At 66.0% G+C, this 11,655-nt stretch carries 12 protein-coding genes; 6 read left to right on the top strand and 6 right to left on the bottom strand.

Annotation, left to right across the window (positions count from 1 at the left end):
* Positions 1-48 precede the first annotated feature (48 nt).
* Entirely contained in the window at positions 49-648 is a 600-nt protein-coding gene (hisB, locus tag AAC014_RS01140) for an imidazoleglycerol-phosphate dehydratase HisB (RefSeq protein ID WP_339703127.1), read from the bottom strand.
* Positions 645-1,967, bottom strand: coding sequence for a sorbosone dehydrogenase family protein (locus AAC014_RS01145; protein WP_339703130.1), 1,323 nt, complete (start codon positions 1,965-1,967; stop codon positions 645-647). Before AAC014_RS01145 ends, hisB begins: the two co-directional genes overlap by 4 nt.
* Before the next feature lie 93 nt (positions 1,968-2,060).
* On the opposite strand from AAC014_RS01145, the gene hslV reads away from it, so the two are divergent.
* On the top strand, positions 2,061-2,612 hold the full coding sequence (gene hslV / locus AAC014_RS01150) for an ATP-dependent protease subunit HslV (protein ID WP_339703133.1): 552 nt from the start codon (positions 2,061-2,063) through the stop codon (positions 2,610-2,612).
* Positions 2,609-3,940, top strand: a complete 1,332-nt coding sequence (gene hslU, locus AAC014_RS01155; protein ID WP_339703136.1) for an ATP-dependent protease ATPase subunit HslU — start codon at positions 2,609-2,611, stop codon at positions 3,938-3,940. The genes hslV and hslU overlap by 4 nt, the downstream gene beginning before the upstream one ends.
* Positions 3,941-3,944: 4 nt before the next feature.
* On the opposite strand, the gene AAC014_RS01160 is transcribed toward hslU, so the two are convergent.
* From AAC014_RS01160 to AAC014_RS01175, 4 genes are all read right to left on the bottom strand, one after another.
* Positions 3,945-4,913: an I78 family peptidase inhibitor gene (locus AAC014_RS01160; protein WP_339703139.1), complete on the bottom strand. Its 969-nt coding sequence runs from the start codon at positions 4,911-4,913 to the stop codon at positions 3,945-3,947.
* Between the two features lie 58 nt (positions 4,914-4,971).
* Positions 4,972-5,502 carry a Smr/MutS family protein gene (locus tag AAC014_RS01165; protein ID WP_339703142.1) on the bottom strand — a complete coding sequence of 177 codons (531 nt, stop codon included), beginning with the start codon at positions 5,500-5,502 and terminating at the stop codon, positions 4,972-4,974.
* Positions 5,486-6,709 (bottom strand): MltA domain-containing protein, encoded by a 1,224-nt coding sequence (locus AAC014_RS01170; RefSeq protein ID WP_339703145.1) that lies wholly within the window; start codon positions 6,707-6,709, stop codon positions 5,486-5,488. Before AAC014_RS01170 ends, AAC014_RS01165 begins: the two co-directional genes overlap by 17 nt.
* 87 nt (positions 6,710-6,796) lie before the next feature.
* A complete protein-coding gene (locus AAC014_RS01175; RefSeq protein ID WP_339703945.1) occupies positions 6,797-7,453 on the bottom strand; it encodes a Tim44/TimA family putative adaptor protein in 657 nt (218 codons plus the stop codon).
* Positions 7,454-7,667: 214 nt separating this feature from the next.
* Between AAC014_RS01175 and secB the strand changes: the two genes are divergently transcribed.
* The 4 genes from secB to AAC014_RS01195 all read left to right on the top strand — a co-directional run bounded on the left by secB (position 7,668) and on the right by AAC014_RS01195 (position 11,574).
* Complete coding sequence (gene secB / locus AAC014_RS01180) at positions 7,668-8,198, top strand: protein-export chaperone SecB (RefSeq protein WP_339703147.1); 531 nt, start codon at positions 7,668-7,670, stop codon at positions 8,196-8,198.
* Positions 8,199-8,220: 22 nt separating this feature from the next.
* Complete coding sequence (gene murJ, locus AAC014_RS01185; protein ID WP_339703150.1) at positions 8,221-9,783, top strand: murein biosynthesis integral membrane protein MurJ; 1,563 nt, start codon at positions 8,221-8,223, stop codon at positions 9,781-9,783.
* 35 nt (positions 9,784-9,818) lie between these two features.
* A complete protein-coding gene (gene trpS / locus AAC014_RS01190) occupies positions 9,819-10,838 on the top strand; it encodes a tryptophan--tRNA ligase (RefSeq protein WP_339703153.1) in 1,020 nt (339 codons plus the stop codon).
* A gap of 82 nt (positions 10,839-10,920) precedes the next feature.
* On the top strand, positions 10,921-11,574 hold the full coding sequence (locus AAC014_RS01195; protein ID WP_339703156.1) for a DUF4136 domain-containing protein: 654 nt from the start codon (positions 10,921-10,923) through the stop codon (positions 11,572-11,574).
* The last annotated feature ends 81 nt before the right edge of the window (positions 11,575-11,655 follow it).

Raw genomic sequence — 11,655 nt, forward strand, 5'->3', positions numbered from 1 at the left:
ACCTTTGTTGTCGCATCGCTTTTTCACGCGATGCTTCAGAGCGTCCGGTCAGCCGCCGAGAACGCCTTTGGTGCTCGGCACGCTGTCCGCCTTGCGCTGATCGATCTCCGTCGCCGTGCGCAAGGCTCTCGCCAGACCCTTAAAACAGGATTCAATAATATGATGTGAATTTTCGCCCGAAAGCTGCTCGATATGCAGCGTCATGCCGACGCTGCCCGCGAAACTGTGGAACCAGTGCGGAAACAGCTCTGTATCCATCTCGCCGAGCTTCGGCTGCGGGATCGAGACGTTCCAGACCGTGAAGGGGCGGCCGGAAATGTCGAGCGCGACGCGGGTGAGCGCCTCGTCCATCGGCGAGAGCGCGTCACCGTAGCGGCGGATGCCGCGCTTTTCGCCCAGCGCCTTGTTGATCGCCTCGCCGAGCGCGATGCCGCAATCCTCCACCGTATGGTGCTGATCGATATGAAGGTCGCCCTTGCAGATGAGCTTCACATCGATGAGCGAGTGGCGCGAAAGCTGCTCCAGCATGTGATCGAAGAAACCGACGCCGGTTTCGATCTCATACTGGCCAGTGCCGTCGAGGTTCACCTCGACCCGAATATCGGTCTCGTTCGTCTTGCGGACGATGCTTGCGGTGCGCGAAGTCATTCCGGCGCTATAGCGGGTTCGGCGGCGGGCTCAAGGTTCTTGAGGGCGGGACCGGTTACGCGCCAGATGCGACCGCCGACGTCGTCCGCCACCAGCAGCGCGCCGGTGCGATCGAAGGCGACGCCGACGGGACGTCCCTTCGCATGGTCCCCGACGAGGAAACCGGTGAGGATATCGCGCGGCATTCCGGCCGGTTTTCCGCCCGCGAACGGCACGAAGATCACCTTGTAGCCCGAGCGGGGCTTGCGGTTCCACGAGCCGTGCTGGCCGACGAACGCGCCGCTGCCATCGGGCAGGAAGGCAAGGCCGAGGCTCGCCGTGTGGGGGCCTAGCGCATAGTCGGGCTTGAGGGCTTTTGCGACAAGATCGGGGCGTTTCTGCTTTGGGCGGGCGTCTTCGTTCTGGCCGTAGTAGCTGTACGGCCAGCCGTAGAAACCGCCGTCCTTCACGCTCGTCATGTAATCGGGCACGAGATCGCTGCCGAGCGCGTCGCGTTCGTTGACGGCGGTCCACAGCTCTTTCGTAACAGGGTTCCAGTCCATGCCGACGGGATTGCGGAGGCCGCTCGCGAAGATGCGCGACGTGCCGGTCGCGAGGTCGATCTCGTGAATGGCGGCGCGGCCGTCCTCGACATCCATGCCGCCTTCCGCGGCGTTGGAGACGGACCCGACCGCAACGTAGAGCTTGCTGCCGTCCGGGCTCGCCAGCAGGTTCCGCGTCCAGTGCCCAGTGCTCTCACCCTTGCTCGGCAGGTCGACGAGCTTCGTGCCGGGGCCCGCGAGCGCCGCGGCACCCTCCGCGTAGGGCCAGACCCGGATGTCCGCGTAGTTGCCGACGTAGAAGCGGTCTCCGACGAGCGCCATACCGAACGGCGAGCCGAGACCTTCGGCAAGGAACGCGCTGCGCGTGTCCACAACACCGTCGCCGTCCGCGTCGCGGAGCAATGTGATGCGGTCGGCGGACGGTGCGCCTGCGCCCGCTTTCCCCATAATGTAGGCCTCGATACGGCCCATGATGCCCTTCACGGGGCGCGGCGGCTTGTTCGATTCTGCCACGAGGATATCCCCGTTCGGCAGCCGGTAGAGCCAGCGCGGGTGCGCAAGCCCTTCGGCAAAAGACGTGACGGCGTAACCCTCGGCAGCGACCGGCGCCTCGCCCGCCGCCCAGGGCTTCGCGTCCGCGATGTTGATCGTTGGAATCGGTGTCTCAACGGGCTGTGGAAGTTTCGGATCGGTGCCGGTGCCGTCCTCCACCTTCAGCGTCGCGGTATCGCCGCACGCGGCGAGCGCAAACAGCACGGCAACGGTGGCGATCCTCATGACGGTCTCCCGGGGGCGGAATTGAAGCGTGGTTTTCTCTCCCTATATCAACGGATGAACAGTCTCACATCCTGATGAAAGACACTTTCCAACATGGCTGAACAGGTGATGCACGGCACGACCATCCTCGCCGTGCGCAAGAACGGCAAGGTGGTGATCGCAGGCGACGGGCAGGTCAGCCTCGGCAACACCGTGATGAAGGGCGACGCGAAGAAAGTGCGCCGCCTTGGCGACGGCAGCGTGATCGGCGGCTTCGCCGGCGCGACCGCCGACGCCTTCACGCTCTTCGAGCGGCTGGAGGCGAAGCTGGAACGCTTCCCCGGCCAGCTGAAGCGCGCGGCGGTGGAACTCGCCAAGGACTGGCGGACCGACCGCTACCTCCGCAGGCTGGAGGCGATGATGATCGTCGCCGACCGCGAGGTGACGCTGGTGCTGACCGGCACGGGCGACGTGCTGGAGCCCGAGCACAACGTGACCGCGATCGGATCGGGCGGCAATTACGCGCTTTCCGCCGCGCGGGCGCTGGTCGACATCGACGGGCTTTCGGCGGACGACGTGGCGAAGAAGGCCATGGCGATCGCTGCCGAAATCTGCGTCTTCACCAACAACAACCTCACCATCGAAACACTGGAGGCGGCCCAATGAACGTCGAAGCTCCCATCCGACCCGCCGAGACCATCGCGGCGCTGACCCCGAAGGACGTGGTGGCGGCGCTCGACCGCTATATCGTCGGCCAGAACGACGCGAAACGCGCAGTCGCGGTCGCCCTGCGCAACCGCTGGCGGCGCCAGCAGCTGCCCGAAGACATGCGCGACGAGGTGAGCCCCAAGAACATCCTGATGATCGGGCCGACGGGTTGCGGCAAAACCGAGATCAGCCGCCGCCTCGCGAAGCTCGCCGAGGCACCGTTTCTGAAGGTGGAAGCCACCAAGTTCACCGAGGTCGGCTACGTCGGCCGCGATGTCGAGCAGATCATCCGCGATCTGGTGGAGGAGGCCATCCGCCTGGTCCGCGAACAGAAGCGCAAGGGCGTGCGCGAGCAGGCCGAGCAGGCTGCCGAGGCGCGCGTTCTCGATGCGCTCGTCGGCAAGGACGCGAGCGGCGCGACACGCGACCGCTTCCGCGAGAAACTGCTGGCGGGAGAGCTTTCCGAAAAGGAGATCGAGATCGAGGTCGACGAGGCGCCGCAGATGCCCTTCGAGATTCCCGGCATGACCGGGCAGGTCGGCATGATCGACCTGGGCGGCATGTTCGGCAAGCTGGGCGGCCAGCGCACGAAGAAGCGCAAGCTGAAAGTGCGGCAGGCGTGGGAAGCGCTCGTCAATGAGGAATCCGACAAGCGGCTCGACCAGGAAGAGGTGAACCGCGAGGCGATCGTCTCCGCCGAGCAGAACGGCATCGTGTTCCTCGACGAGATCGACAAGATCGCGGTTTCCGATGTGCGCGGCGGGTCTGTTTCCCGCGAAGGCGTGCAGCGCGACCTGCTGCCGCTGATCGAGGGCACGACGGTCGCCACCAAGTATGGCCCGGTGAAGACGGATCACATTCTCTTCATCGCTTCGGGCGCGTTCCATGTCGCGAAACCTTCGGACCTGCTGCCCGAACTTCAGGGCCGCCTGCCGATCCGGGTGGAGCTGAAAGGCCTGACGGAAGCGGATTTCCGCCGCATCCTGACGGACACCGAGGCATCGCTGGTGAAGCAGTATTCAGCATTGATCGGCACCGAGGGCGTGAACCTCGAGTTCGCCGACGACGCGATCGACGCCATTGCGCGGATCGCGGCGCAGGTGAACGACCGCATCGAGAACATCGGCGCGCGGCGGTTGCAGACCGTGCTCGAAAAGCTACTCGAGGAGATCAGCTTCGACGCTTCGGAGCGCGGCGGATCCGCGGTGAAGATCGATGCTGCCTACGTGGACGCGCAGCTTTCCGACATCACGCGGGACAACGATCTGTCGAAGTACATTTTGTAGTCGATTACCCGCACGAAACGCGGGTGATCTTTCCACCTTCGTCGGTGGCGATGGTCAGCCGGTCCGGCCGGAAGTCCATCGTCACCGCGCCGTTCGGCGGCACGACGCGCGCGGTGCGGGCGCCGGTGGCCTGTTTGATCTTCGCGACGGTTGCATCGTCGGCGGGCTGGCCGATGAAGCTTTGCGCCTTCTCCACATCACAGACCATGGCGCCTTCCGGCTTGGTGAACTTGTAGACGACGCGGTCGGTCTTGCCGCGGACGGTGGGATCGAACACCGACTTCGCGAGGTCATCGCCGGACACGCGGAGCACATCCGATTCGCCATCGAAGGCGAAGCCGGCGCGCTCGAAATCGGCGCGGATCACGGCGGGATCGATGCGGTGCGTCTTGTCGACCTCGGCGCGCGTATCGCCGCTTGCCGGGCCGACATGATCGATCACCCCGACAATGCCGCCCGGCTTCATCGCGCCGTAGAGCTTCGCGAGCACGTCCGCCGGTTCCACGCGCACGAAACCGTATTCGGCGCTTTCCCAATAGGTGTCGTGATAGACGAGATGCAGCAGCGCGAAATCGAAGCTGGCGGGCGCAAGCGCAAGGCTGGGCAGCGGCATCGCGAATGCCGAAGCGTTCTTCACGCGGGCACGGACGCCCGCCCACGCGGCTTTCGCCTTATCATCCGCGGCGATGCCCGGCGGGTTCCACGCAACGACGGCGCCCTTCGGGCCGACAGCACGCGCCATGATCTCGCTGTAGTAGCCGCTCCCGGCCATAAAATCGAACGCACGGTCACCGCGTTCGAGCCCGAGGAACTTCAGGACTTCGGCAGGCTTTCGGCTCTCGTCGAGCTTCGTTTCGTCGGCCGGGCGATCCTTCGCGGCAACGGCGGCGGTGATGGCGGCAGGCGCGGCCTCTACGGGCAATGCGGGCATAAGCAGCGCGGCGGCAAGCAGCAGGAACGTCTTCGATTTCATCGGTGATCTCCCCTGAGTCCTGTTTCCGATCATGCCACCGGGGGAGATGACGGTACAGCTACCGCTTGCGCCGCAGGATCACATACCATGCGCCGCCACCGCCGTGGCGCGGGTGCGCGGGGCGGATCGCGGCGATAAAGGGCCTGAGCGCCGGAGTCGCGGCCCAGCGGGAGAAATTGGCGGCGATGACGCCGCGCGGGCGGCCGTCTTCCCCGGCGGGACGGGTCTTGCCGGTGATGACGAGCAGCGTGCGCACATCGTCGCGCCATGCCCGTTCCAGCGCGCCCGCGAGCGCCGCATAGGCTTCGTCCTGCGTGTGGCCGTGGAGATCGACGGTGCGCTCGGCCTCTATGCTGCCTTTACGAATGCGGCGATCCCAGCCGCCGTCGAGCGAGGCGTCCTCGGGCGCGGCGGCGGCGCGCTCGCGGGAAATTGCGGGCGCCTCGACCGGCTGCGGACGGACGTTCACGCGCGGACGCGGCGTTTCAGGCGGGGGTGCGGTGCGCGCTTTCAGCGGGCGGACGGAGGCAGTGACCTTCGCCCAGAGTGCGGCTTCGGCCTCCGAAGGCGGTTCAGGCCGCCGGGCCACGGAGAAGCCGCGCCGCCGCCGCTTTCGGCAGCAGAATGAAGGCAGCGCCCTCGCTGGAAAGTCCACCCGCAATGGTTCGCGCACGATCGCCCGCGCCCCAGAACAGATCGAAACGGTTCGCGCCCTTGATGGCGCCGCCGGTATCCTGCGCCACCATCAGCGCCGCGAACGGCTTCATGCCGCGATCGACATCGGTGTAGCGCGTTGAAAGCCAGACGGGCGCGCCCAGCGGCACGAACATCGGATCGGCGGCAAGGCTGCGTTCAGGCGTGACAGGCGCGCCCATCGCACCGAGCGGGCCTTCCCCGGTGAGTTCCTTGAAGAAGATGTAGCTCTTGTTCTCGTGCATGATCTTGCGGCCATCCTCGGGGTTGGCGCGCAGCCAGCGCATGATGCCCTGCATCGACGCCTCGCCGGGCGCGAGCACGTTCATCTCCCTGAGCCGCCGGCCGATGCCGACGTATTCGCGGCCGTTCTGGCCCGCATAGCCGATGCGCATGACGCTGCCGTCGGGCAGGCGCAGGCGGCCTGAACCCTGGATCTGGAGGAAGAAGAACTCCACTTCGTCCGCCGCCCACGCAATCTCGAGGTTGCGATCGAAAAGCGCACCGTTGTCGATATCCTCGCGCGTCCAGTAGAGCTGGTAGGCGCCGGTTTCGTCGATGCGGCCGGTCGCTTTCTTCATCTGACCGGGATTCGCCGGATCGGGTTGATCGACGCGCGTCAGATCGTCCGGAAGCCCGTAGATCGGCACCAGATAGCCGGGTCCCCGCGTGCGCGACCCTGCGATTTCCGGCTCGTAATAGCCCGTGACGAACGCCGCGCCGGTGCCGACGCGCACGGGCGTGAAATTCAGCTCGAAGAACGCGCGCGGATCGGTGGCGGCGGGCACGAGGTTGCAGGCCGTCTCCCAGTCCGCCGTGATGGTGAGGCCGCTGACGTCGGTGCGGCGCGTGACGGCGCGGCAGGATTTGCGGAAGGCGGCGAGGGTGGCCGCGAAATCGTTGCTTTCCCAACCCGGAATGTCCGCGAAGGTGGCCGGCGCCGCGCCGAGCGCGGCGGCTGTCGCCGGCCCGGCGGGGGCGGCAGGCGTCGGCGCAGGCTCGGCGCCCGGCGAAACCGGCCCCGTGGGCGTGGCGACGGGGCGCGGCGACGCGCACGCGGCGATCGCGAGCAGCAGCAGGACGGGGAAAAAGCGATGACGCACGCGAAACTCCAGCAAACCTGAACGAGGCGAAGGGCTAGCGGATTTCGGCGGCGTCTGGAATCCGCATTCGTCGAAACGACGCCGTAATCAGGCGTCTTCGTCTGTATCGATGAGCAGCCAGTTCGGGTCTGCAGCGCCGGTGTGGCGGCTGAATGTCCAGACATCGTGCGACTGCACGGCATCCGAGAGCGAGCCGCTGACGACGTTTCCGGCCTTGTCGCGCGTGACGGCGACGAGATCGGCATCGAAGCGCAGCGTTACCTCCGCCATCGCACCGCGAAGCTGCGCGGCAACGATTTCGACCTTTTCGAGCGACACGAGCCGGTTTTCGAGGGTGAGACCTTCTTCTTCACGCGCCTTGATCGCTTCGGCGAACTGATCGGCGATATCATCGGAGACGAGATCGCGGAGCGCGTCGGCGTCGCCCTTCCAGAAGGCTTCGAGCACCATGCGGTACGCCGCCTTCGCTCCTTCGGCGAAACGCGCCGGATCGAACGTGGGGTCGGCAGCGGCGATCGCGTTCAGCGATTCTTTCAGCGCAGGCGACATGTCGGCGGGAAGTTCAAGCGGCGCGGCAGGCGGAAGGTCGTAGCTGCCGGCACGCGGCGGCGTCTGCTGTTCTGCCGGGCTGCGGCGCACGACTTCGCCGGCGGGCTCTTCATGGCCTGTGCGGCGGCCAAGCACGTTGACCAGCCGAAGGGCGATGAACCCCGCGAGCATCGCCAGAACGACGATCTCGATCAGTCCGCTGCTGTCGCCCATAATTCTACCTTCAAGCGCCCTTCCAAACGCGTTTGCTTAACAGCGCCGCGCCGCACAGTCCACGCAGCTTAACCTGTTTTCGGTTAAGATAGGCTATTCCGGGCCGCATACAAGGAACAGCGCTGCCTTGCGCCGGTTCCATGCGCCTGCTAGCGAGCCCGCCGTATTCCTGTCCAACAGAATTGAGATCTGCATCATGGCCGAGAACGAAACGGGCGACGAAGGCTACATCAACGGCAACGGCAACGGCGGCGAAGCCCCGGCCGAAGCCCTGCCGCAGGTGAGCATCCTGGCGCAGTATGTGAAAGACCTGTCGTTCGAGAATCCCGGCGCGCCGGGATCGCTGCAGCAGGGCGCGGGCCAGCCAAAGATCGAGATCAACGTGAACGTCGGTGTCCGCCAGCAGGGCGAAGGCGTCTATGAGGTCGAGCTGAAGCTTTCCGCGAACGCCACCTTCGAGACCGGCAAGACCGCGTTCATCACCGAGCTGCTCTACGGCGGCCTGTTCGGCCTGCAGAACGTGCCGGAAGAGCACCTCGAGCTGTTCCTCGTCGTCGAGGCGCCGCGCCAGCTGTTCCCGTTCGCCCGCCGCATCTTCGCGGACGCGACGCGCGACGGCGGTTTCCCGCCGCTGATGCTCGACCCGATCGACTTCGCCCAGCTTTATTTCGCCCGCCAGCAGCAGGCGGAGCAGGCAGACCAGTCGGGCGAGATCGGACACGCCTGAGGCCAGGCAGGAGAACGCCACCATGTCGCTCGTCAAGAGCGTCGGCGTCATCGGAGGGCTGACCCTCGTCAGCCGCGTGTTCGGCTTTGCCCGCGACATGCTGCTCTCCCGCCTGCTTGGCGCGGGCGCGGGCGCGGACGCCTTCTTCGTGGCGTTCAAGCTGCCCAACATCTTCCGGCGCCTGTTCGCCGAAGGCGCGTTCAGCGCCGCCTATGTGCCGATGTTCAGCAAGGAACTGCACGGACCGGGCGGCAGGAAGGCGGCTGAGCGATTCTCGGCGAACGTGCTCTCTGTGTTCCTGCCCGTGCTGCTGCTCTTCACGGCGCTGTTCGAGATTTTCATGCCCGGCGTCGTCTGGCTGATGGCGAGCGCCTACAAGGAGGTGCCGGGCAAGTTCGAGCTGACGGTCGAGCTGACGCGAATCGCCTTTCCCTACCTACTGCTCATCAGCCTCGTGTCGTTGCTGTCGGGCGTTCTCAATTCGATGTCGAAGTTCGCCGCAGCCGCCGCCGCGCCGATTCTGCTCAACATCTGCCTGATCGCCGGCGTGCTGTTCTTCGGCAGCACGACGGGCGACAATGCGGAAACCGCGCGGGCGCTCGCCGTGGCCGTAACGGTGGCGGGCATCGTGCAGTTCTTATGGTTGCTGTGGGCGGTGCGCCGCGCGGGGCTGACGCTGCGCCTCCGCTGGCCGCGACTCGACCCCAAGGTGAAGGAACTTGGCCGCATCATCGTGCCCGCCACGTTCGGCGCGGGCATCTACCAGCTCTCGCAGCTGATCGACACGTTCTTCGCGACGCGACTCGAAGAGGGTGCGATGAGCTTCCTGAATTATGCAGACCGGCTGAACCAGCTGCCGCTCGGCGTCGTCGGCATCGCGCTTGGCACGGCCATCCTGCCCGCGCTCAGCCGGCTGATTGCGCGCGCGGACGCGGACGGCGCGCAGAAGCTGCAGGGCACGGCGGTCGAGCTTTCGATGCTGCTGACGCTGCCCGCCGCCGTGGCGCTGGGCGTCGCGGCGCACCCGATTGTCGAGGCGATCTTCCTTGGCGGGCGATTCACGGCGGAGCATGTGGCCGTCACCTCCGGCGTGCTCGTGGCGCTCGTCGCCGGGCTTCCCGCCTACGTGCTCATCAAAGTGCTGACGCCGGGCTTCTTCGCGCGCGGCGACACGAAGACGCCTGTGAAAACGGCCGCAGCCGCGCTCACCTTCAACGTTGCCGTCATCCTCCTCGTCATCGACCGCTTCGGCATCGTGGGGCTTGCCGCCGCGACCGCGGTTTCGAGCTGGTTCAACTGCGCGCTGCTCTACACGATCCTGCACCGGCGCGGGCACTTCACGCTGACCGGCGCCGTGATCCTGCGCGTCGGCAAACAGTTCGTCGCGGCGCTCGTGATGGCGGCCGGACTCTGGTGGGTGACGAACACGCTCGGCGATGCCTTCACCGGCGGGGCTTTGGCGCGAGCGGGCGCGCTCGCGACGGTCGTTCTGACCGGGGCGGGGCTCTATTTCGGGACGCTCTGGGCGATCGGCGGCTTTCACCACGAACACCTCGCCAAGCTGAAACGCGGCAACGGCGCTTGACCAGTAGCCCGCGCGGGGCCTAACGGCGGCGCGCTATGACACAGACTTTCGCACCGCGCGTCTTTTCCGGCATCCAGCCGACCGGCAACCTGCACCTGGGCAATTACCTGGGCGCAATCCGCAACTGGGTGGACATGCAGCACGAGCACGAATGCGTCTTTTGCATCGTGGACCTGCACGCGATCACGCTGTGGCAAGAGCCCGAAGCGCTACGCCGGGGCATCCACGAGATGGCCGCCGCGCTGCTCGCGAGCGGCATCGATCCCGACCGCGCCGTGCTGTTCAACCAGAGCCAGGTGCACATGCACGCGGAACTCTGCTGGATCCTGATGTGCACCGCGCGCATGGGCTGGATGCAGCGCATGACCCAGTTCAAGGAAAAGTCGGGCAAGGACAAGGAAGGCGCCTCGGTCGGCCTGTTCGGCTACCCGGTGCTGCAGGCTGCCGACATCCTCGGCTACAAGGCCACGCACGTGCCGGTGGGCGAGGACCAGAAGCAGCATCTCGAACTGTCCCGCGACATCGCGCAGAAGTTCAACACCGACTACGGCGTCGAGCTGTTCCCGCTTCCCGAGCCCGTGATCCAGGGCCCGGCGACGCGCGTGATGTCGCTGCGCGACGGCACCGCGAAAATGTCGAAATCCGATCCTTCGGATATGAGCCGCATCAACCTTGCCGACGATGCCGACGCGATCGCGCAGAAGATCAAGAAGGCGAAAACGGACCCCGAGCCGCTGCCCGGCGATGTGGCTGGCCTTGAGTCGCGGCCCGAGGCGCGGAACCTCGTTTCGATTTACGCGGCGCTTGCCGGAACCACCGCGCAGGCGGTGCTGACGGAGTTCGAAGGCAAGGGCTTCGGCGCGTTCAAGCCCGCGCTCGCCGATCTGACGGTGAGCGTGCTGGCGCCGATCACCGCGCGTTTCCGAGAGCTTTGCGCCGATCCGGGCTACCTCGACGCCGTGCTGGCGAAGGGCGCGGAACGCGCCGATGCCATCGCGGCACCGATTCTCGTAGAGGTGAAACGCACCGTCGGCTTCCTCGGCAAAGGGCTTTGAAAATTCAGGGATCGTTCAGCCGCGCACATGCACTATATAGAGATAGCGTGGGTGCGAACGAGAAAGCCCGTAGGTGATGAGCATGAAACTGCCGAAGATCCTGTTGTCGCTGGGGCTGCTGGCGCTGGTTGCCGCCTGCACGACGCCCTTCACTGCCGATGTTTCCCGTTTCCAGCGCCTGCCGGCGCCGTCGGGCGAAAGCTTCACGATTGAAGCGCGAGACCCGGCGCGCGCGGGCGGGCTCGAGTTCGCGCAATATGCGTCGTACGTCGAGAATAACCTCGTTCAGCAGGGTTATCAGCGCGCGGCCTCGCCCGAGGCGGCAACGCTTGTCGTCAAGCTCGACTATGGCGTGAACGACGGCCGCGAGAAGATCGACACCCGCTACACCGGCTTCGGCGCGGGCTACGGCTGGGGCGGCTGGGGCTGGCCCTATTACAGCCGCTATCGCTATCACCCCTATTACTGGGGTTCGTTCTACGATCCCTTCTGGGGCCCGGGCTTCGGCGGCGGCACCGAGGTTTACAGCTACACCGTCTACCGCTCGTTCCTGGACATGGACATCGTGCGCAAGAACGGCACCCCGGTGTTCGAGGGCCGCGCCGAATCGACGACGCGCTCGTCCGACCTCACCAAGCTGGTGCCCAACCTCGTAGAGGCGATGTTCCAGGGCTTCCCCGGCAATTCCGGGCAGACCGTGCGCGTGAAGATCGACCAGAAGAAAAGCGGTTACTAAGCGATCGCGCTGCGACAGGGCCTTCCCTGCTGCAGCGCTCATCGCCCAAAACCGGTTCCCACATTTGCCCGCGATGTTCTA

Origin of the sequence: uncultured Sphingosinicella sp., from assembly GCF_963974575.1 — a bacterium.
Taxonomy (GTDB): domain Bacteria; phylum Pseudomonadota; class Alphaproteobacteria; order Sphingomonadales; family Sphingomonadaceae; genus Sphingosinicella.